Source organism: Cysteiniphilum marinum (genome assembly GCF_014857925.1).
GTDB classification, from domain to species: Bacteria; Pseudomonadota; Gammaproteobacteria; order Francisellales; family Francisellaceae; genus Caedibacter; species Caedibacter marinus.
Genome location: NZ_JACYVZ010000038.1, coordinates 1 through 23350, shown reverse-complemented (window position 1 = coordinate 23350; position 23350 = coordinate 1). Strand labels below are relative to the sequence as shown.

General features: G+C 41.1%; 12 protein-coding genes. 4 read left to right on the top strand and 8 right to left on the bottom strand.

Features of this window, described 5'->3' with window-relative positions; all coding sequences use genetic code 11:
- Positions 1 to 6 precede the first annotated feature (6 nt).
- Both IE867_RS15030 and IE867_RS12380 read left to right on the top strand, forming a co-directional pair.
- The gene (locus IE867_RS15030; protein ID WP_404826252.1) at positions 7 to 123 is read left to right on the top strand and encodes an IS3 family transposase; all 117 of its coding nucleotides are present in this window, start codon (positions 7 to 9) and stop codon (positions 121 to 123) included.
- Between the two features lie 33 nt (positions 124 to 156).
- Complete coding sequence (locus IE867_RS12380; protein ID WP_192485027.1) at positions 157 to 13542, top strand: beta strand repeat-containing protein; 13386 nt, start codon at positions 157 to 159, stop codon at positions 13540 to 13542.
- Positions 13543 to 13751: 209 nt separating this feature from the next.
- Here IE867_RS12380 and IE867_RS12375 read toward each other — a convergent pair whose 3' ends face one another.
- On the bottom strand, positions 13752 to 13994 hold the full coding sequence (locus tag IE867_RS12375) for a hypothetical protein (RefSeq protein ID WP_192485026.1): 243 nt from the start codon (positions 13992 to 13994) through the stop codon (positions 13752 to 13754).
- A 152-nt stretch (positions 13995 to 14146) separates the two neighbouring features.
- Between IE867_RS12375 and IE867_RS12370 the strand changes: the two genes are divergently transcribed.
- The gene (locus IE867_RS12370) at positions 14147 to 15067 is read left to right on the top strand and encodes a hypothetical protein (protein ID WP_192485025.1); all 921 of its coding nucleotides are present in this window, start codon (positions 14147 to 14149) and stop codon (positions 15065 to 15067) included.
- Here the strand turns inward: IE867_RS12370 and IE867_RS12365 are convergent.
- The 4 genes from IE867_RS12365 to IE867_RS12350 form a co-directional block, all read right to left on the bottom strand.
- Positions 15064 to 16284 carry a type II secretion system F family protein gene (locus IE867_RS12365; protein ID WP_192485024.1) on the bottom strand — a complete coding sequence of 407 codons (1221 nt, stop codon included), beginning with the start codon at positions 16282 to 16284 and terminating at the stop codon, positions 15064 to 15066. The two genes, IE867_RS12370 and IE867_RS12365, sit on opposite strands and share 4 nt — an antisense overlap.
- Positions 16285 to 16303: 19 nt before the next feature.
- Positions 16304 to 18010 carry a type IV-A pilus assembly ATPase PilB gene (gene pilB, locus IE867_RS12360; protein ID WP_192485023.1) on the bottom strand — a complete coding sequence of 569 codons (1707 nt, stop codon included), beginning with the start codon at positions 18008 to 18010 and terminating at the stop codon, positions 16304 to 16306.
- 77 nt (positions 18011 to 18087) lie between these two features.
- Positions 18088 to 18435 carry an outer membrane protein assembly factor BamE gene (locus IE867_RS12355; RefSeq protein WP_192485022.1) on the bottom strand — a complete coding sequence of 116 codons (348 nt, stop codon included), beginning with the start codon at positions 18433 to 18435 and terminating at the stop codon, positions 18088 to 18090.
- 35 nt (positions 18436 to 18470) lie between these two features.
- A complete protein-coding gene (locus IE867_RS12350; protein WP_192485021.1) occupies positions 18471 to 19058 on the bottom strand; it encodes a D-sedoheptulose-7-phosphate isomerase in 588 nt (195 codons plus the stop codon).
- Positions 19059 to 19156: 98 nt separating this feature from the next.
- On the opposite strand from IE867_RS12350, the gene IE867_RS12345 reads away from it, so the two are divergent.
- On the top strand, positions 19157 to 19921 hold the full coding sequence (locus tag IE867_RS12345) for a hypothetical protein (RefSeq protein ID WP_192485020.1): 765 nt from the start codon (positions 19157 to 19159) through the stop codon (positions 19919 to 19921).
- Positions 19922 to 19934: 13 nt separating this feature from the next.
- Here IE867_RS12345 and IE867_RS12340 read toward each other — a convergent pair whose 3' ends face one another.
- Genes IE867_RS12340 through IE867_RS12330 form a run of 3 tightly spaced genes read right to left on the bottom strand, consistent with a single transcriptional unit; the run spans position 19935 to position 22984 of the window.
- Positions 19935 to 21071 (bottom strand): ABC transporter permease, encoded by a 1137-nt coding sequence (locus tag IE867_RS12340; RefSeq protein ID WP_192485019.1) that lies wholly within the window; start codon positions 21069 to 21071, stop codon positions 19935 to 19937.
- Complete coding sequence (locus IE867_RS12335; RefSeq protein WP_192485018.1) at positions 21068 to 22018, bottom strand: ABC transporter ATP-binding protein; 951 nt, start codon at positions 22016 to 22018, stop codon at positions 21068 to 21070. Before IE867_RS12335 ends, IE867_RS12340 begins: the two co-directional genes overlap by 4 nt.
- Before the next feature lie 15 nt (positions 22019 to 22033).
- The gene (locus tag IE867_RS12330) at positions 22034 to 22984 is read right to left on the bottom strand and encodes an HlyD family secretion protein (RefSeq protein WP_192485017.1); all 951 of its coding nucleotides are present in this window, start codon (positions 22982 to 22984) and stop codon (positions 22034 to 22036) included.
- Between the last annotated feature and the right edge of the window lie 366 nt (positions 22985 to 23350).

Below are 23350 nucleotides of genomic sequence, written 5' to 3'. Positions count from 1 at the left end.
TCGTATATTGAAGCTTACTATAACACCAAAAGGAAACATTCAACGATAAATTACATGACACCAAAACAGTTTGAAGATAGTATGAAATCCGAAAATCAAAAGTGTCCCAAATTGACGGGGTAGATCAGTTCACCATATAGTGATTTCTATGGAAAAGTGAAAGTCTATGAGTATGATAACGGCATCTGGGCACAAAAAGGTCCTGATTTGACTGGGGGTACGACGAGTAGCCGTCTTGGAACATACGTCTCTATTAGTGATGATGGTAGTAAAATAGCAATATCAGATTATGAGTCTAGCACACGAGGGGTTGATATATACAGTTGGGATGATGGTTCCAGTTCTTGGGTGCTTGAGCATCATTACGCTACAGCAAGTTATCCATGGGCTGTCTCATTGAATGCAGATGGTACTAAGATTGTAGTTGCTGAGAATGGGGCAGGTAGTGCAGGCCATATCGAGACTTGGGAGTATGTTGACAATGCATGGACTCAATATGGAGGTGGTTTGGATGGTTCAGAAAACGATGAACGACTTGGCACCAGTGTTGCGATTAATGCAGATGGTACCAAGCTAGTGGCAGGTGCAATGTTGGGTGACAATCCAGGTGCGGACGGTATCCCAAATACTGGAGATGATATAGATAATACAGGTTTTGTTGCATCTTATAAGCTTGAAGGTGGCGTTTGGGTGGAAGATAATGAGACGCTCTATGGCAGTGTTTATGGTGAGCGGTTTGGTATTTCTATTGCCACCACCCCTGACGGAGATACTATTCTTATTGGTGTTGATGAGATGAATGATGGAGATAATAGCACAACAGGTTATGCTGCGGTTTACACCTCAAATGCATTGCCTGTAATTACCATTGGTGCGGGTACTATGGCATTTACTGAAGATCAAGGTGCAACGGCTATTGATAACAGCATTACTGTCACTGATAGTGATGATATTACACTTGCCAGCGCTGAGATAACAATTACCAACTATGCAGGTACACAAGATATACTGGGTTTTGTTGATCAAAATGGCATTACAGGTAGCTATAACGCAGGCGTTTTAACTTTAACGGGTGTAAGCTCAGTTGCTAATTATCAAACGGCACTGCAAAGCATCACTTACAATAACACATCCAACGCGCCAAATACGACTTCGCGTATACTTGAATTGAAAGTTAATGATGGCAGTGCAGACTCTGAAGTGGTGAATAAAACCATTGATATTACAGCAGTTAATGACGCCCCTGTATTAAGTGGCTCAGGCACATTATTAAATATCAATGAAGATGATACGGATCCTACAGGCCGCGCCATTAATGCCTTTTTGGGAAGTACCATGAGTGATCCAGATGGCAGCTCACCTGAAGGGATTGCGATTACCGGTGTTGATAATACCAATGGTCAATGGCAATACAGTACCAATAGTGGCAGCACATGGTCGGCTATTTCTCCTGGCGTTTCTGATAATGGCGCTTTATTGTTAACCGCTGTGTCATCTAACCAAATACGCTTTGTCCCTAATCCAAACTATAACGGTCCAAGTGGCAATATCAGTTATCGCGGCTGGGATCGAAGCTTCGGTAGTAATGATACGTTCACTAATGTATCTACTAATGGGGGTACGACTGCGTTTAGCGCAACTACTGAAACAGCGAGCTTAACGGTAAATGCTGTGAATGACGCGCCTGTTTTATCAGGCACTGGGACACTGAGTGATATCACTGAAGATAACACCAACCCATCAGGTGATACAATCACTGATTTATTAACTACAACGGTTAGTGATGTTGATAGTGGTGCCCTAGAAGGCATTGCAATTATTGGGGCTGATAATACTAATGGTCAATGGCAGTATACGATCAATAATGGCACTAATTGGTTAAATATATCTGGTGTTTCAAACAGCAATGCTATTTTGTTAGCAGTAGGGGATGCAAATACCAAAGTGCGTTTTATACCCAATGCTGATTATAATGGCGCAAGTGGTGATATGACGTATCGTGCTTGGGATCAAACTTCAGGTAGCAACGGTGATACGGGGGTTGATGTATCAACCAATGGCGATACAACGGCATTTAGTAGTGCCACTGAAACCGCAAGCCTAACTGTCAATGCAGTCAACGATGCGCCAAGTATTACCTCTCCCACTGAAGCGGTTTTATTACAAGCGACATCCATTACCTTTGACGCAGGTCAAGGTTTAATACAAATTGCAGATGTTGATGCTGGAAGCAATGATATTGAATTAAGTATTTCAGTGACAAATGGGATTTTAAGCTTATCACAAGATACTGGTCTAACCTATCAAGGGGGCACCAATAACAATGAAGCGCTGATTACCGTACAAGGCACAGTTAGTGAGATTAATAGTGCACTGACTAATTTGGTTTATACACCGACATCAAACTTTACAGGTATTGCTACTTTAACGGCTAATATTGATGATTTAGGCAATGACGGCACAGGTGGCGTATTAACTGACAACCAAGTGATTAATGTTAATGTCAAGGCGATGGCTGATGTTAGTATCGTTGAGATGAATATTGATGATCCAGGTTTTGATGAAAGTAATTTTGTGACCCTTTTGGTCAACAAGAACGCAACCATTGCAGCAGGTACGCAATTACGGGTTAATATCAACGAGACGGATCGATTAGCAGGGACGGTAATCGCTGAATATAATGGCAGCAACTGGGTAGGGCAAAATGGCGCTACAGTAAGCGTAGGTCAAACAAGCACTAATTATGAAACCATTATTGTTGAAGATCCAGCTGCCAATGTCGAGAATCAGGGTTTAATTGTGCATACGACCGCCCATGCAGTTGCATTGGTTGATGCGAGTAATGTCTTAGAGCTATTAAGTTATAAAGGCAATATCTCTTTTGACTATCAAGGCAGCACATACTTATCGACTGATATTGGTTTATTGTCGTATTCGGATAATACGGATATTGTTACAACCAATTCCAATGTGTCACTTAAGCGAAATCTACTCAATGATGATTGGCAGATCAATCGTGATAGCAACTTTTATGCTGAGCGTGGTGCCTTGCCGCTATGGATTAGTGATACCGTGCATGAAGCTATTGCTAACCCATCGCAAGCAGATGTTTTTATTTCAATGTTTCAATATAATCCAGCAGGTGGACCAGGTGGTGGCAGTAATAATTTTGTATCGATTGTGGTTAGAGACGATGTTGATTTTGGTGGCTATAAACTGGTCACTGATTTGGCAGATGGCATATATAGCAGTGGTGTTAATGGTACGATTATATTTGATAATACGGCGAATGTATGGAGTGCGCAAAATGGACGTTCTGTTGAGAGCTTAGCTTATGCAACAGAAGGGTATACCGTTTATGCTGTTTATGGAGTTGATCTTAATAATACAGAAGGCGCACTTGTCCTTTTGGATAATAATGACAAACCGGTGGATTTTATTAGTTATGGTCATGAGTTTGAAGTGACTTTTGGCAGTAATCTATATCGCAGTTTGATCGCCGGTGAGCAAACCAATGAGGATTTTGTTTTCTTACGTAAACCGGATTCAAGCTTTATTCCAATGTTTGACCTATCTGAAAGCGGTGGTGTCAGAGCAGGTGTTGATGGTGTAGATAACCGAGTTGAAGAAGATCATCGCGTTGATTTACCCGATTATTTATTGTCAACAACAACGGTTTCGCCAACGACCAGTTATCTTACATCCGGTCTGTTTATTAGTGCATTGAGTTACCATCCAGAAGTTCAAACTGCGGGTATCTCTGAGGAGTTTATTGAGCTGATATATCGTGATGGACAAGTCGCTGAAGGCACTAAACTATATGCTAATATTAGCGCAGATGATCCTAATGGTGATCATATTGCGACCTTCAGCTCAGGGGTATGGGTCGCTGAAGCAGGGTACACATTGGATGTGTCAGATCAAATGCATGAAGCAGGGTTTAATGCCGTTGCTTTTACCAGTAGCAGTGATAATTGGCTAAGTGATGCGCCGCAAGGTTTTGCATTAACTGATGTCAGTGATAATTTGATTGAGTTTTTAAGTGTTGAAGGTCCTGTACAAAGTGACTTTAACGGCACAAACTATGTCTCTAATATGATTGAAGTTTATCATGATGATGATAATGCCGGGGTGCTAAAGCGCCAGAGTAATGACACTTGGGTGCGCAACTTTGAATCAGATCATTTCACCAGCAAAGGCTTGCTTGAAGCAGGTGAGTTTATTCATCGACCATTCTCGGATAATGCGACTAAGGCCACTGATTCATCAGCTAATCACATCTTCCAAGTCAGTGATTTTATCTTTGCCGATAACGATGTTGGTAATAGTTTGCAGGCAGTGCAAATAACGACTTTAGCCACAAATGGCACATTAAAGCTTAATGGTAGTGCGATTAGTCAAAATGACAGTATCACTGTGGCAGATATTAGTGCAGGCAACTTTACTTTTGAAGGGGTGATTGCACCTGGAAACGCACAAGATACCTTTGACTTTAAAGTTAGTGATGGAACATTTACGTCGTCTCAGGAATATACGATGACCATGAATATTCCAGAAGCACTGGATGTCAATAGTGATGGTACAGTGGATGCCGTTGTGCCGTATGGTACAACCCATGTTGATAATGGCACAGACTTTACGGTTACAACACTATTGGGTAATGAAATAACACTACCTGAACTAAATCCAGGCGATGGTGCAACGATTGTCACAGAGGCAGCTGGTAGCTTAAGCATTGATGTTAATGATGATGGTGTCGATATAACCGTGCCAAGTGGTTCAACCGTAACTAATATTGATGCCGTTGCCTCAACAGTAACGATTACAACAGATCCAAATGGCGATGGCAGTGTTGTAAGTACAGTCACCGCGCCTTTTAATAGCAATGCGATGGTGACAGATACTGGCACATTGGTTACATTAGATACAGATGGTGATGGTACCTTAGATGTAACTGCCCCTGCTGGAACAACACTCAATAGTGATGGCACTGATGTGACGGCAACAACAGCGCAGGGAAGCATTGCTAATGTAAAAGTCGAATCAGAGAGTGTCATTACCGATAATGGCACAATCTTAACGTTAACCGATAATAATGGGTCGAATTTAACTGTGCCATCAGGTAGCGAGATTACGGATAATGGTGATGGTACATTTGCGGTTGATTTTGATCAAGATGGCACGATTGATGTGATTGTCTCGCGTGATAGTACCGTGGTTAATAACCCAGATGCAACGCAAACAACGACAGTTGTCGGTGGTGGACAAGTGACCACACAAGATGAAGCCAGTGCGATTATCTTAGATACAGGAATCACTTTAAGTGTTAATGGTAATGGCTTAGGTGATACTGATATTGCTTCAGCACCGAATGATACCGATGTCAGTGTCGCTGCTAATGGTGATGTGACTGCCACTACTAATAATGGCAGTGTGTTAAACCTCAAAGCGGACACTGAGAGCTCCATTACTGACAATGGCACAATACTTGTCTTAACTGATAATAATGGATCCAATTTAACTGTGCCATCAGGTAGCGAGATTACGGATAATGATGATGGTACATTTGCGGTTGATTTTGATCAAGATGGCACGATTGATGTGATTGTCTCGCGTGATAGTACCGTGGTTAATAACCCAGATGCAACGCAAACAACGACAGTTGCCGGTGGTGGACAAGTGACCACACAAGATGAAGCCAGTGCGATTATCTTAGATACAGGAATCACTCTAAGTGTTAATGGTAATGGCGCGGGTAATACTGATATTGCTTCAGCGCCGAATGATATCGATGTCAGTGTCGCTGCTAATGGTGATGTGACTGCCACCACCAATAATGGCAGTGTGTTAAATCTCAAAGCGGACACTGAGAGCTCCATTACTGACAATGGCACAACGCTTGTCTTAACTGATAATAATGGATCTAATTTAACTGTGCCATCAGGTAGCGAGATTACGGATAATGCAGATGGTACATTTGCAATTGATTTTGATCAAGATGGCACGATTGATGTCGTGGTTTCAAATGATAGCACAGTGGTCAACAATCCAGATGCAACGCAAACTACGACGGTTGCCGGTGGTGGGCAAGTCACCACTCAAGATGAAGCCAGTGCGATTATCTTAGATACAGGAACAAGCTTAAGTATTAATGGTAATGGCTTAGGTAATACCGATATCGCGTCCGCACCGAATGATACTGATGTCAGTGTCGCTGCTAATGGTGATGTCACTGCCACCACCAACAATGGCAGTGTGTTAAATCTCAAAGCGGACACTGAGAGTTTCATTACTGATAATGGCACAACGCTGGTCTTAACTGATAATAATGGATCTAATTTAACTGTGCCATCAGGTAGCGAGATTACCGATAATGGTGATGGTACATTTGCGATTGATTTTGATCAAGATGGCACGATTGATGTTGTGGTTTCAAATGATAGCACAGTGGTCAACAATCCAGATGCAACGCAAACTACGACGGTTGCCGGTGGTGGACAAGTCACCACTCAAGATGAAGTTGGTGCGATTATCTTAGATACAGGAACAAGCTTAAGTGTTAATGGTAATGGCTTAGGGAATACCGATATCGCGTCCGCACCGAATGATACCAATGTCAATATCGCTGCTAATGGTGATGTAACTGCCACAACTGATGATGGTAGTGTGTTAAACCTCAAACCAGATACGCAAACAGCCATTAGCGATGACGGTACAACATTAAGCTTAACCGATAATAATGGGTCTAATTTAAGTGTGTCATCAGGCAGTGAGATTACGGATAATGCAGATGGTACATTTGCCATTGATTTTGATCAAGATGGCACGGTTGATGTCGTGGTTTCAAATGATAGCACAGTGGTCAATAACCCAGATGCAACCCAAACAACCACCGTTGCCGGTGGTGGACAAGTCACGACACAAGATGAGACTGGTGCGATTATTCTCGATACAGGAAGCACTTTAAGTGTCAATGGTAATGGCTTAGGTAATATAGATATTGCTTCAGCACCGAATGATACGGATGTCAATATTGCTGCTAATGGTGATGTCACTGCCACAACCGATGATGGTAGTGTGTTAAATCTCAAACCAGATAAAGCTAGTGTGATTAGCGATGATGGTGCCACATTAACGTTGACTGACAATAATGGCACAGCAATTGCCGCACCATCTGGCAGTATGTTAACAGACAATAATGATGGTACTTTTGATATTCAAACAGCAGATGGTAATGTCGTTACCGTGCCAAATAACACCAGTGCAATTATTATCACCAATGATGCATCTAGCACAACCATCGATTTAGATGGTGATGCATTGCCTGATGTTACAGTGCCGCATTTAGCGACTGTTGCTGATAATGGCGCAGGATTTATCGTCACAACCGATCCTAATGGCGATGGCAGTTTAGTCAGTACGGTAAATCTGCCAGATAATATCAATGGTGTGGTCACGGATGATGGTACGACGGTTACCGTTAATGCAAATGGTCATGTGATCACCGCGCCAAGTGGCTCAACAGTCACCTATGATGGAGCAGATTGGTCTATTGATTCTGATAGCGATGGTACATTAGATATGACTATTGCTGCGACCCTATTAGGCAATATTGTTAGTGATGGAACAACCATTACTGCAACAACCCCAACGGGTGCGACTATTCAAACAGTGGCTGAGAGTGAAACGATTGTCAGTGATAACGGCGATGGCACGATTGCCATTAATGGTGATGGGACTGGTAATGTCGATATTGTCTCTGTACCAAATAACACGGATATTAGTGTTGCCGCTAATGGTGATGTAACGGCTACAACTGATGATGGCAGTGTATTAAATCTCAAACCAGATATGCAAACATTCATTACTGAAAATGCTGGCACATTGACGTTGACTGATAATAATGGGTCTAATTTAAGTGTGCCATCAGGTAGCGAGATTAGCGATAATGCAGATGGTACATTTGGCGTTGATTTTGATAAGGATGGCACGATTGATGTCGTCGTTTCAAATGATAGCACAGTGGTCAACAACCCAGATGTAACCCAAACAACCACCGTTGCCGGTGGTGGACAAGTGACCACGCAAGATGAGACCAGTGCGATTATTCTCGATACAGGAAGCATTTTAAGTGTTAATGGTAATGGCTTAGGTAATACCGATATTGCTTCAGCACCAAATGATACGGATGTCAATATCGCTGCTAATGGTGATGTCACAGCCACAACTGATCACGGTAGTGTATTAAATCTCAAACCAGATAACGCCAGTGTAATTAGCGATGATGGTGCCACATTAACGTTGACTGATAACAATGGTACAGCACTTGCCGCGCCATCTGGCAGTATTTTAACAGACAATAATGATGGTACTTTTGATATTCAAACTGCAGATGGTAATGTCGTTACCGTGCCAAATAACCTTAGCACGATTATCACAACGAATGATGCATCTAGCACAACCATCGATTTAGATGGTGATGCGTTACCAGATGTTACTGTGCCGCATTTAGCGACTGTTGCTGATAATGGCGCAGGATTTATCGTCACAACCGATCCTAATGGCGATGGCAGTTTAGTCAGTACGGTAAATCTGCCAGATAATATCAATGGTGTGGTCACGGATGATGGTACGACGGTTACCGTTAATGCAAATGGTCATGTGATCACCGCGCCAAGTGGCTCAACAGTCACCTATGATGGAGCAGATTGGTCTATTGATTCTGATAGCGATGGTACATTAGATATGACTATTGCTGCGACCCTATTAGGCAATATTGTTAGTGATGGAACAACCATTACTGCAACAACCCCAACGGGTGCGACTATTCAAACAGTGGCTGAGAGTGAAACGATTGTCAGTGATAACGGCGATGGCACGATTGCCATTAATGGTGATGGAACTGGTAATGTCGATATTGTCTCTGTACCAAATAACACGGATATTAGTGTTGCCGCTAATGGTGATGTTCTTGCGACCACCAATAATGGCAGTGTGTTAAACCTCAAACCAGATACGCAAACAGCCGTTAGCGATGACGGTACAACATTAAGCTTAACCGATAATAATGGATCTAATTTAAGTGTGTCATCAGGTAGCGAGATTACGGATAATGCCGATGGTACATTTGCGATTGATTTTGATCAAGATGGCACGATTGATGTCGTGGTTTCAAATGATAGCACAGTGGTCAATAACCCAGATGCAACCCAAACTACGACAGTTGCCGGTGGTGGTCAAGTGACCACGCAAGATGAGACCGGTGCGATTATTCTCGATACAGGAAGCACTTTAAGTGTCAATGGTAATGGCTTAGGTAATACGGATATTGCTTCAGCACCGAATGATACTGATGTCAATATCGCTGCTAATGGTGATGTCACTGCCACAACTGATCACGGTAGTGTATTAAATCTCAAACCAGATAACGCCAGTGTGATTAGCGATGATGGTGTCACATTAACGTTGACTGATAACAATGGCACAGCACTTGCCGCACCATCTGGCAGTATGTTAACTGATAATAATGATGGTACTTTTGATATTCAAACTGCAGATGGTAATGTCGTTACCGTGCCAAATAACCTTAGCACGATTATCACAACGAATGATGCATCTAGCACAACCATCGATTTAGATGGTGATGCGTTACCAGATGTTACTGTGCCGCATTTAGCGACTGTTGCTGATAATGGCGCAGGATTTATCGTCACAACCGATCCTAATGGCGATGGCAGTTTAGTTAGTACGGTAAATCTGCCAGATAATATCAATGGTGTGGTCACGGATGATGGTACGACGGTTACCGTTAATGCAAATGGTCATGTGATCACCGCGCCAAGTGGTTCAACAATCACCTATGATGGAGCAAATTGGATTATTGATTATGATGGTGATGGCACACCAGATATGCAAATCAGTGAAACACTTTTAGGCAATATATCAGGTACACCAACAGAGATTACTGCGACGACTGCCAATGGTGCAATGATTGAAAGCGTACCTAACAGTGGTATGACGGTCAGTGATAATGCTGATGGCACGATTACCGTGAATAACGATGGTGCAGGACTATATGATGCGATTATTCCAGATGTCAGTGGATTTGATTTCACCAACGATGGCACAAGTGATTTTAATGTGACAACACTATCAGGTGGCGATATTACCCTACCACATGATAGTGCTGCAGATATGAGTGTACAATCAGGGCAACTTGCCATTGTTAGTACCGTAGCACCAGAGATGGATATTAGTGTGCCATCGGATGCAACGGTTGTCGGTGATGGTAGTGACTTTAATGTAATCACAGCAAATGCCAGTGATGTGACATTACCATATACCAGTGGCTTTGAAGTCAAGGATAATGGTAGCAATGTCACGATTGATAAAGATGGTGATGGCTCACCAGAGTTAAGCTTACCAAGTGGTGCAGCCATTGAATTAGATAGTAGTGATAACTGGATGTTAGATTCAGATGGTACATTGCCGTTAGATATGACTATTCCAGATAGTTTATTGGATAGTGTTACCAGTGATGGCACAATAGTCATTGCAACTACTGGCAATGGCGGTGAGATCAGAGCACCGGTTGATAGTAATCTTATCGTGACGCATGATGATGCAAATGACACCATGACAATTAATAGTGATGGTTTAGCTCATAATGACGTGACGATTCCAGATAGTGCTGATTTTAGCTTTGATTTAAATTCTGTCACAGTAAACACCAATCCAAACGATGATGATAGTGTTATCAGCACAGTTATCGTACCTCTTGATAGTAATTTCGATATTGATGACAATGGCACCAATCTCACCATTGATGCAGATGGTGATGGCATACCTGAGATCACCTTGCCAAGTGGTTCTCATGTAACATTTGATGGCACAGATTGGATGGTTGATTCAGATGGTGACGGCACATTGGATATGACAATACCAGCTAGTTTGCTGGATAATATGGTCAGCGATGGTACTTTTGTAAGTGCGACAACTGTTGATGGTGGATTAATCAATACGCCAGTTGATAGTAATATGATTGTGACACATGATGTGGCAACTAATGAAATGACCATTGATAGTGATGGCAATGGTACGCCTGATGCAACGCTGCCAACAACGGCAGATTTCACCAATAATCCGCCTGTTGTAGAAATTATCACCGATCCAAACGGTGATGGCAGTCTTATTAGTACAGTCACATTACCGTATGACCTTGATGCCGATGTGACGGATGATGGCGCTGAAGTCAGTGTCACAACGTCAGGTGCACCAAATCTTGATGTGACAGCGCCTTCTGGCTCAAGTATTAGTTATGATGATATCGCGCAAATCATTGAAACCATCACACCAACTGATGCTGTAGTGACAACGCCTGTTGGTGTTGATACCGATATTACCCATAACCCACTTGATAATACAATATCGATCGATACTGATGGTGATGGTGTGTTTGATGTCACAGCACCTGATGATGCCATTATTACCATTACTGATGATGGCGAGGTCATTGTTGATATTGAGGGTGATGGTATCCCAGATGTTACTTTTGCCGATGATAGTGATACCGTGGTTGCATTGGATGATGATGGTAATGTATTGGTTTACTTTGATGATAATCCAAGTAGCAATATTACCGTGAGCCCTAATAGCAACACCCATCTGACGAATAATCCTGTCAATGGCACAGTGGGTGTTGACTTTGGTGGTGATGGCATGGATACGGTTGTACCATATGGTGACACAGTGCTTTACAATGATGACAATACCATCACGGTTCAAACGGCAAATGGAGAGGTGGTATTATCTGAAAATAGTCATGTTGCGGTAAGCAATAATGCAGATGGTACGATTAGTCTTGATTTTGATAATGATAAAAATAGTGGTGGTGCTAATGATGTGGTGGTCGAGTCAGGTGCTAAGGTGATTGATAATGGCGATCAAACCTTAACCGTAACCACACCTGCAGGCAATGAAATTATCATTCCAAAAAATGAAAATGTCAGCGTTTTAGATCGCGAGAATGGTTTGGTTCAAATTAACTTTGGTAATGCTGGAGCATATGATGCATTGATCCCATCAGGATCTTCGGTGATTGTCGATCCAACAAATAGTAATTTCTTACTGATCACTATGCCAGATGGCGATATTGTCCGTGTTGAGAAAGATTCACAGTCTAATGTGACGATTCCAGCGGTAAATGTTTATCTTGATCGCTCAGTTCTTGCTGTGCGACCTAATGCGCAAGGGGAATATCTAATTGGTGGACCAATCCTTGATAATGCGCGGGTGATTCCTCGAGGCACAGCAGTTGATTTTGCCGCTGCCTATGCAGGCTTTGGTGAAAATGCGCTTGTTAATGTGAACACAGAAGCATTTAGTATTGGTGAAGGCTCTATTGAAACACCATTTACCGCGGAGATTCAAAGCGGTAAACGTGTTGAGATAATGCGCTTATTAAGCAGTGATAATATTGATGCGAAATTGATTGGCATTACGCCTGAGCAAGGGCAAGTAGAAATAGTGCGTTCAGGTAATGAATTGCAGATTAACTTTATTGCTAATCCTAATTTCTCTGGAGAGACGCAATTTAACTTGGAAGTTTATAAATCGGGTGTGTTAGATAGTAATCATCACTTTAATTTGAAAGTCATTCAAACGCCAGATGTATTAAATTCAGATAGCAATACCGCCAGTAACACTCGAACAATCAGTAATGTCAATACTGAAACTGAAGCTTTAGCAGTGGCTAAAGCCCCTAATACAGAAGTCTTGACAGCGAAGCCTGTTGAGATTGAACAAACAGCGGTTAAGGTGAACTTTAAAGAAGCACTTGATCAAGGCCAAAGAGTAGATGTCTTAAGAGAAATTGCCAGTAACTCTATTAAAGAGAGTCTATTGGATACAGCAAGCACGCAAAGTAACACACAAGATATGGTCAAACAAATCGTACGTGATGCGGTGGCCGCACAGCAAAATGAAGTCATCAAATTACACGATGTTGGTAAGATCGCAGCAGGGATGATCAATGGTGCACTTGATGTTGGTAGTAATACTCAATTTGTGGTTAAAGGTGTTGTCCAGCAAACCATTGAGTCAGGGTATAATGCCGCGGAAGTTGCTGAAGTCTTAACGCAAATGATACTAGAGACAGATGATAGTGAACGAATAGATGTGGTGCGTTCAATTGCCAATGAATCACAGTTAAATGAAGAGCATATTGTTCAAGTATTTAATTATCTGCAAGCAGAAAACCCAGAGCTAGCTGAAGCATTTGCACAAGAGGTGCAATCATCTCCTGTTAATCCACAAAATGCAAATAATGATACTAGCCCTGTTGAACAAGAGGTAAAACAAGGTCTGTTAGCTAGGCTTAAGGCTATCTTGTTGAAAGAAAAAGGTGATCATCAAGGCAGTGACGTGGCTCAATATGATGAAGGTCAGCACAAATATAACATCCAGCTGGCAAAGGCTCAATTATTGACTATGGCTAATAAGGAAGATGGAAAACAAAGTAAACAGAATAAAGAGAAACTATAAGAGTGACGTGTATTATACCGCCCGCAAAATGACTCACGAGCGGTATATAGAAAAACGATGATTTTATAAACACCCCGTCAGCCTGCGGCTGCGAGACCTCTTGAAGAGAGGAAATTGGGCGACGGTGATTTTAAATTCCTTCTTTGCAAGAGGGGCGGCTAGTTTACGAGGCGGGGTGTTGAAATAGCAAAAGTTCGTAAGTCCAGTAATCACTCAGGAGCAACAGCCGATTTGTCATGAGAATCTTTCCAGTAGAACTGATTCTCAACAATCGGTTGTTGGTTTTGTGGCATGGCATAGTTTTGATCATTTGGATTGTAATAACCTGGTGTTTTGGGTTGGCTATCAGCATTAGGCGAGTTAAAAGCACTAAATTGATTCTGTGTGCAGGCGCTTAATATAATTACAAATGATCCGATAAGTGTCGCATTGAGTAATTGTTTTTTGGTCATCGTGGGATAAATCCGTTTAGTCAAATGTCCTCAAAGTATGGTAGATAAGGTATGGATTTGCAAGTAAATGCTGGATCAAGGTAGTGGTTGTTATTCAAAAAAGATAGAATTATCAGCGTTAAGTTAAATACACACTATTTAGGAAGAATTTAATGAATAAAACAAAAAAAATCATCTTACTAAGTGCGGCATCACTGTTGTGTCTGAACGCTTATGCTGATAATAATACCCCTTCAGAATCAACGATTAGCTTTTCTAAAAGTAGCGAGGTCATCGTTAAATCAGACACTGCATTGGTAAATATCATCGTTAATGCAACTGCTTTGCAGGGCGATAATACGATTATTCAAAAAGCAGCGATTCAAAATCTATCGGGTGTTTTACCAAAGATTGACTGGAAAGTTGTTGATTATAAAGAAACACAAGCAGATAGCGGTGCACAAAACATTCGATTGGTTATTCAGGCGCGCTTAACCAGTGAAGAAATTAAAACCTTACAAAAAGAGTTAAAGAACAATAACTCAAATAATAGTCGTTTCAAAGTGGAAGTCGTTAACTTCGATCCAACCCCTGAGATGCTAGATCAAGCCAAAGACAATACGATGATCTCGATGTATCAGTCGATTGAGAAGTATGTGAATGACTTTAATAGCAAAACCAATAGCCATTATTTTATTCGCTCGGTAAGTTACAGCATTAATGAATCTGCTAATGAGCCGCGAGCGGTGATGTACACTAAAATGAATATGTTGGCAGATGCTGCACCAAAAGATAATGATAACTTGAGCGTTTCTAAAAAAATGGTAATGAATGCCTATGTGACCTTAGCGCAAAAGGATACGGATGACTCAACAACAAAGGATGTAAATATGAAAACAACACAAGTTTTACCACCTGCTTATTTGCAAGAACCAGATTTTAAGCAATGTCTACAAACGGTTGATAAAGGAACTTGGACTGCATGGTGTATGCCAAAGACGCAACCGCAAGGGTGTAGTGACAGTAGCTGGAAAGCATTAAGTGATTTGAAAGCACAAGGTAAACTAAACGGCATGGATGATTGTGCAAATTAAAGTGCCTCACCAAGACTAAACATCGGCACATACATACTGACAACCAAGAAGCCAACGATACAACCTAAGATAATCATAATAATAGGTTCTAAGGCGCTACTGAGGTTAGTGACCAGAACATCAACGTCTTCTTCATAAATCTTGGCGATATTGGCAAGCATCTCTTCGACTTGCCCTGATTCCTCACCCACTGAGATCATTTGCAGCATAAGCCCTGGGAAGACATGGGTTTCAGAGGCAGCGTGTAGCATCGTGCGCCCTTTGGATACTTCATCTCTGATAAATAATGTCGCTTTTTCATAGCGCGAGTTACCTGTCGCATTGGCAACTGTTGTTAGTGCATCAAGCAAGGGCATCCCCGCTGAAGAAGTTGTCTCAAGTGTGCGCGCAAATCGAGCAAGAGAGGATTTCTGAATGACTTTACCTAATACGGGTACTTTAAGTAAAGTGTAGTCGATCCACACTTGTACTTTAGGATAGCGTTTTTTAGCTACTTTAAAGAGCACGATGATTGCAACGACGAAAACGACGAAAATCCACCAGTACTTCTGACTAAACTCTGAAAGGTCAATCGTGATCTGGGTAATGGTTGGCAGCTTAGTGCCTGATGAGATAAAAATATCGGCAAATGCAGGTACGGCATAGTTTAGTAAAACCCAAGTCACAATAATGGCAACACAAATGACCATCACAGGATAGGTTAGTGCCTTTTTAACTTTCTTTTTAATGCTTTGTACTGATTCGCGATGCGAGGCAACCCGATCAAGCATGACATCAAGTGTTCCTGATTCTTCACCGGCGGCACATAAACTGCAAAAGAGTTTATCAAAGTATTTGGGATGCATCTTGAGTGTGTCACTAAAAGAGTTACCACTTTCAACATTTTGTTTGATTTGAATAAGAAGCTTCTTAAACGAGGTATTCTTGCTTGATTCCATAATCGTATCTAATGCGCGAATAATCGGCACTCCGGCATGTGCCATGGTCGCTAATTGTCGAGCAAGCAAAGTGATTTCAGCTTCTTTAATGCGCTGCGGGAATAGCTCAATCGGTTGCTTTTTGATTTTACTGATTTTAATACCATTGCGTTCAATCTGTGCTTTGGCAAGATCAATGTTAATTGCCTCAATAATACCGTTGGTCTTAATGCTACGACGATCATAGCCAGACCACAGAAATGTTTGCTTTTTGATGCTGGTTTTTTTTGCTGTTTTCATCTATTCACCTTTGTCAATACTACATTGAGGTAACGCGATGTACTTCTTCAATTGAAGTGACACCATGCACTACCTTGATTAAAGCAGACTGCTGTAGATTATCAATGCCTTCGCGCTGTGCCTGTTCAGCAAGTGTTAAGGTGCTGCGACCCTCAACAATCAAGCGACTCATCGCAAGACTCAACGGCATTACCTCATAAATAGCAACGCGTCCACGAAACCCTTTGAAACAGCGCGAACAACCCTGTGGATCATTGGTATATGCGGTAAACTCTTTTTCAACATATATCGGACGAATGCCCATGTCTAATAATAATTCACGGGTAATATCAGTAGCTGGCTTTTTGCAATGTGGGCAAAGCTTACGTGCCAAGCGCTGCGCGATAATCAGCGACACAGAGGAGATAATATTATAGTGTGGAATCCCCATGTCTAATAGGCGGTTTAATGTCTCTGGTGCGCTATTTGTATGTACAGTGGATAATACTAGATGCCCTGTTTGAGCCGCTTTAATGGCAATATCTGCTGTTTCAAAGTCACGAATCTCACCAATCATAATAATATCGGGATCTTGACGCAAAAAAGATTTCAAGGCGCGAGCAAAGGTTAATCCTTGCTTGTTGTTGATTTGTACTTGATTGATGCCATTGACGTTGATCTCAACAGGATCTTCAGCGGTTGAGATGTTTTTATCAACGGTATTAATGATGTGTAATCCAGTATAAAGTGTGACCGTTTTACCACTTCCTGTTGGGCCTGTTACCAAGATCATGCCTTGAGATTGTTTTAATGCCGCAAGATAAATCTCTTGTTGATGCGGCTCAAGTCCAAGTTTATCAATACTAAGATTGGTCTTTGCCTGGTCCAAAATCCTTAAAACAACTTTCTCACCAAATGCCGTTGGACAGGTGCTAACCCTGAAATCGATGACATGTGTTTTTGATATTTTTAACTTAAACCGTCCATCCTGAGGAATACGTTTCTCTGCAATATTTAGTTGCGACATGATTTTAATTCTAGCTGCAGTTCGCGCGGCGATTTTAAGCGGGGGGGTGGCAATCTCTTGCAAAAGTCCATCAATCCGATAACGAATTCTGAAGTTTGCGGCATATGGCTCAAAGTGGATATCAGAAGCGCCTTTATTAATCGCATCAACAATAATCTTATTGATGTATTTGATCACCGGCTCATCGTTATCACCAAAGTCATCATCATCTTCAAAGTCATCGGCCTCAACAATATCAAGATCAATTTCTTCAAGATCCATGCCTTCAAGCGTTTTCATCGCATTGTCAGTGGTATTCTCAGTCACTTCTTTGATAAAGCGTCTAAGATGTGTGTCATTAACAATGATTTGTTCAATATCGAGATTGCTGAAAAAGCGAAATTCACGTACGGCGTTTAGGTTTAATGGATCACTGGTTGCTAATAGTAATGTGTTGTCTTTTTTGTAGAGTGGTAAACAGATGTAGTCATTAATCAGGCGTTCATCCAAAAAAGTGCGCGGAAAAAAATCCAAATCATAAGCATTTAGATCAAAAAGAGGCAAGTTGAAAAACTGCGATGACTCAATGGCAAATGCATTGGCATCAAGGAGCTTCTTGTTGATCAAATGGGTGATCAATTGCTCATTGCTATTGTCTATTTCATCAATGGCTTGTTCAAGATCATCATTATTAATAAGGTTTTGGCTAAGTAGAAAGCTACTGATTCCGTGCTGAGTCATAAGCAACCAAATGGTTATCCATTACATGCTAGACAGTATAGGTGGAAAAAGTTGAATTATCTATGTGATGGTAAAAATTACTTGCTGATATAGATGGTTTCAGGCGGTGAGTAATCACCGCTTACTTGTGTAAGCTTGTTGTCTTTGAACGTCAAGATTAATTGCTTTTCTGAACGTGGGGCATCAAATGAGTTTTGAAAGCTGTAGATATAATTCCACTGATCTTGGGCAAAAGGATCAATGGCATCCGGTGTGCCTAGGATATATTTAATCTGCTCTTTGGTCATCCCAGGCTTGATCTGTTTCATGATGTCTTGTGAGATGATCTTGCCTTGCTGAATTGGTGGTGTGTAGGGTGTGAAAATGCTACAGCTCGAAAGCAATAGCGTGCCACAAGCAGCAAAAAAAATAAGTTGTTTTTTCATATTTATAACTTTTATCATTAATATTATGTATTGGGTTATACGCCAAATAGACCATGATCGATTGCTTCACAAAGACAATTTATGACTGTCAACTGCCCTTCGTGGATACAAGCAACTTGCTCAGAAGGGATGCAAATCTCAAGGTCACTCGGCCTGTACATGGCACGTATCTTACCACCATCTTTGCCGGTTAAGCTAATAATATGCATATTTTTTTCGTGTGCTACTTTGATGGCTTCTACGATACTTTCCGCATTTCCTGAGGTGCTCATGCATAACAGAACATCTTCAGATTGCCCTAAAGCACTAATTTGCTGTGAAAAGGCATAGCGAAAACTGTGATCATTGGCAATGGACGTTAATGCCGCACTATCGCTAGATAAAGAAATGGCGGGTAATGCCGGACGTTCCATCGAGAACTTATGTAATAGCTGGGTGCTAAAGTAATTAGAAAGTGCCGCAGATCCGCCACTACCACAGCTTAAAATCTTCTTGCCAGATAAAATGCTTGATACCAATACTTGACCGGCATGAGCGATAGCATCGGCTAAGCCATCGGCAATAAGGATGCTTGTTTGAATTGAGTTACTGAAATGATCTTTAACGCGATCTGAGAATTCCATATTTAAATTCCTGCCATCTAAGCATTGCTATAACTATAAGATTTGATTAATCTGCCACAATAACTTTTTTAGGTCAAATGGCTTTACGGAAATAATCAATGTTAAAAAATAAAGGTGCTATTGTTAACACCCTTAAAAACGCATGGCAGATGTATCGTGCGACACTAAAATCGTGTTTTTTATTGGCAATGATCAGTGCGGTGATTGCGGAGTATTTTAAACTATATGCGCTAAACTCAGGGGTTGGCGAAGCGATACAAAGCTATATGCACTCAGGGAAATTGCCAGATAGTTTACCAAATGCGCAGTTCTTGGCATTTTTAGGTTTGTTTTCGATGTTTGTAACCATGTGTGTTTATGGGCTTTTGGTCTGTGTTGGCGGTAATTACCTTAAAGAAGGTGTCGCACAAAAAGAGGTGATCAAAAAAGCGTTTGTCATTTTCAAAAAGCGCTTCCCTTTGCTCTTAATGGTCTGCATTTTAAATGGCTTTTTATGGTTTTTGGCAAGTTTCTTAAATATATTTGGTCTGTGGTTAGCGGCAAGTTTCACGTTGATCTTATTGCCGACAGTACTTCTTGGTAATGTCGGTGTGTGGATGAGCTTTCGCGAGAATTTTCGCTTATTAACAGGCAATCTTCTTTATGCCTTGCAATTAGGCTTCATTGTGATGTTAGTGCTTTTACTTAAATATGTTGTTTATGCGCTGTTTATGGCAATAGGTCATGCAGGTGACATGAACTTTGGTATTGAGCATGTTGTGATTGTCTTTGTTGATGCATTAACTTTGCCATTTATTATTATGATCATGGTTGCGGCATTTGATGAGCTTAATGTGCGTGATGATATGCCGATTCAGTCATAAGACGATCATAAGGCTATAATGTTTGTTTGTAACGTAACATTGCAATAATGCCAATAATCACCGTAAATAAAAGTAAAGCCCCGACTTCGGGCATTGCTGTGACAAAGTCATTACCCTTTAACATAATGCCACGAACGATTCTTAAGTAATGTGTCAAAGGCAAGCAATCACCAAGAATCTGTGCCCAGCGCGGCATCCCATAAAATGGAAACATAAAGCCTGAGAGTAAAATAGACGGCAGAAAGAAGAACATCGTCATTTGCAGTGCTTGCAGCTGGCTGCTTGAAAGGGTTGAGAACAAAATGCCAACAAAAAGATTGGCTAAGATAAATGGTAATGTATAAATCAGTAATGTGCCAAGACTGCCATTCATCGGTACATCAAAGAGAAAGAATGCCGCAAATAGAATAATAAACATCTGCACATAGCCCACGAACAGATAAGGAATAATCTTGCCAAGCATAACTTCCAATGGTCTTAATGGTGTTGCTAGTAATGTCTCAATCGTGCTGCTTTCCCATTCACGAATAATTGACAAACAAGTAACCATGACCATCGTCATTGTTAAAATAACGCCGATCAGTCCAGGCACTATGTTGAATTGTGTGTCATTTTCAGGGTTATATTTGGAGTGGACGACTAACTTAAAAGGTGGGTCTTGGGGTTTGAGATACTGCAAGCCGTTTTTACTTAAATCATGATTAAAAACGGTCTCAGCCAATCTGTTCAAGGCCAAAATGGCATTAACACCACCAGAAGGCTCTGCGGCATCATTAATTACCAGTAGCTCAGGTTTCTCGCCACGAATCAATTTTTGTGTAAAATCAGCCGGAATAACAAAGATAAACGAGAGCTTACCACGCGCAAGTGCCTCTTGCGCTTCATTAAAGCCCATTTTGTTGCTGGTAAATTCAAAGTATTTGGTATTTTGCAGTCCGCTAACTAATGTGCGTGTGAATTGGCTTGGATCATTGTTGATCACTACCGATGGTAGGTAATTGGGATTAAGATTAATGGCATAACCAAAAAGAACTAATTGTACAATAGGAATTCCAATAAGCATCATGATGGTGCTTTTATCGCGACGCATTTGCACAAATTCCTTGAATAAAATAGCGAGTAAGCGTCTTAAATTAATGGCGAAACTCATGAGAAATTATCCTTATTGTTTAGCATTAAATGGATAAATATATCTTCCAGTGTTGGTGTGATTTGGTGATACTGGTAATCGCTAGTAAGTGTTTGCGCTAAAATATCGTCAAGTGCGGTTGTTTTGTTGGAAGAAACATGTAGTGTTTGACCGAATAAAGAGACTTGCTCAATTTGTGAGATACCTTCAAGTTTTGATTTGAGTGATTGCAGTCTTGAACCAGTGATCTCAAACGTATTTAATTCAGACTGTTGAATGATTTCTTTCAAGGTGCCTTTAACAAGCAGTTTGCCATAAGCAATATAAGCAAGTTTGTGACAACGCTCAGCCTCATCCATATAATGTGTGCTGACTAAAGTGGTGACACCTTCTGATGACAGTCTGTGGATCTCATCCCAAAACTCGCGCCGCGCTTTGGGGTCAACCCCGGCAGTGGGTTCATCAAGGAGCAATAGCTTGGGATTGTGAATGGTGGCACAGGCTAAAGCTAGGCGTTGTTTCCAGCCGCCAGATAACTCAGCTGCTTTTTGTTTTTTGCGAGCATTACCAATCTTTAATTGATCAACAGCGCGCGCTACTGCTGTTCGTGGGTTTTTCAAACCAAAGATACGTGCAATAAACAATAGATTCTCTTCAACGGTCAAATCACCATAGAGTGAAAACTTTTGTGTCATATAGCCAACATTAAGTCGAATAAGATTTCCTTGGGTCTTAACATCAAACCCTAAACAAGTTCCCACGCCTGCATCAAGTGGCAAAAGACCGCTTAACATGCGTATTGTCGTTGTTTTGCCTGAGCCATTAGGACCCAGAAAGCCATAAATCTCGCCTTGGTTAATAGTCAAGTTGACATGATCAACCACTAATTTGCCCGCAAAAGATTTGCAGAGTCCGTCAACTTTGATAATAGGTTGTTCATCAAGCGCTTGATCAAAAGATGTTTGCATAGATATTCTCCAAGCCTAGTTTAAGAATATACGAACTGGCTGACCTGGATGAATGTCTGAGCCCACTTTATTAGGCGTCGCTTCGATACGGAAAACCAGATCATCCAAGGTGGTTTGACTATAAATAACCGGTGGGGTGTATTCAGCGCTTGGTGAGATATAAGAAATTGTGGCGTGTTGCTGGTTAGTGTCGTTGTTATCGATTGTGTAGCTGATAGACTGGCCTAGGTGCAGTGATTTTAAAATCTGTTCAGGCACGTAGAAGATAATACGCATTTTTGAAGGGATATAAAAAGAAACAACAGGGCGATAAGCCTGCACTCGTTCATCAGGCCAATAAAAGATATCATAGATGTAACCGTTATCAGGCGCTTTAATATTAAGTTGGGCTAATGTCCAGTCAGCAATTTCTTTTTCAGATTCGGCTTGTTTGACGTTTTCTTGTTGTGAACTAATTTGATAAGGACGTGCTGGTAGCTTTAATGAAGCCAGCTTGGATTGTAAAGAGCTTAAGGTTTCCCTGGTTTCTTTTTCGATACTCTTGCTTTGATCAAACTGTGATTGAGAAATGCTTTTATCTGCTAAGAGTTTCTTGTCTCGCTGAAATTGCTGTTCGGCATAGAGGTGTTTGGCTTTAGCCGCTTCAATCTGAAATTCCACCTCATTAATAAATTCTTCGCGCTTACCAGATTGTTGATCATGGTATAGTGCTTTTTGTGAATTGATTTTGGCAATATTACCAGTAAGCTCCGCATTGTAGGGCATGTCATCTAAGGTGGCGATAAGTGTGCCTTTTTTTACAAACTCACCTTTATGCACATAGAGCGTCTTTAGTGAAGATGAGTTCGGTGATGATAGATAGCGCAGATTAGCTTCCGTATATCCTTGATAAGAAGGCGTTGAGTTATTGCAGCCACTTATAAGTAAAACCGATGTGATAAAAAGTATAAAATATCCCGCGTGCATAAAGCATCCTTAGCAGTTGAGTCGTCATTTCCTGTGTTTACATTAAAGTTTAAAATAGGGGTTTGTCAAACTGAAACAGGAGGTTTAAGCAGTGAGGATTGCTCTTAGTGGTCGCAAATCAATCAGTTCGATGGATTTTCAGATCACGTTTTAGTCAAAACTTAATAAAAATCTGTAAAAGTTAAAAAAGATAAAAAAAGGGGTTGCGGGGTTGTAATTGGTGTGTATAATGGCACCTCGTTCTCAGCGAGAATGTTCGCAAGAATGCCTTGGTAGCAAGGTTTTGAAGATGTTTAAAGAGATATAAAATGTAGATACTTAAATACTTTGAGCAAAAATTTTTGCGGGTTGTTAGTTCTTGTTTTT

What these genes read in the sequence shown, in the direction of transcription:
- pilB (WP_192485023.1), bottom strand. Translation starts at nt 18,010, where the DNA reads ATGACTCAGCACGGAATCAGTAGCTTTCTACTTAGCCAAAACCTTATT.
- IE867_RS12335 (WP_192485018.1), bottom strand. Translation starts at nt 22,018, where the DNA reads ATGCAAACATCTTTTGATCAAGCGCTTGATGAACAACCTATTATCAAA.
- IE867_RS12330 (WP_192485017.1), bottom strand. Translation starts at nt 22,984, where the DNA reads ATGCACGCGGGATATTTTATACTTTTTATCACATCGGTTTTACTTATA.
- IE867_RS12375 (WP_192485026.1), bottom strand. Translation starts at nt 13,994, where the DNA reads ATGACCAAAAAACAATTACTCAATGCGACACTTATCGGATCATTTGTA.
- IE867_RS12355 (WP_192485022.1), bottom strand. Translation starts at nt 18,435, where the DNA reads ATGAAAAAACAACTTATTTTTTTTGCTGCTTGTGGCACGCTATTGCTT.
- IE867_RS12370 (WP_192485025.1), top strand. Translation starts at nt 14,147, where the DNA reads ATGAATAAAACAAAAAAAATCATCTTACTAAGTGCGGCATCACTGTTG.
- IE867_RS12340 (WP_192485019.1), bottom strand. Translation starts at nt 21,071, where the DNA reads ATGAGTTTCGCCATTAATTTAAGACGCTTACTCGCTATTTTATTCAAG.
- IE867_RS12365 (WP_192485024.1), bottom strand. Translation starts at nt 16,284, where the DNA reads ATGAAAACAGCAAAAAAAACCAGCATCAAAAAGCAAACATTTCTGTGG.
- IE867_RS12350 (WP_192485021.1), bottom strand. Translation starts at nt 19,058, where the DNA reads ATGGAATTCTCAGATCGCGTTAAAGATCATTTCAGTAACTCAATTCAA.
- IE867_RS12345 (WP_192485020.1), top strand. Translation starts at nt 19,157, where the DNA reads ATGTTAAAAAATAAAGGTGCTATTGTTAACACCCTTAAAAACGCATGG.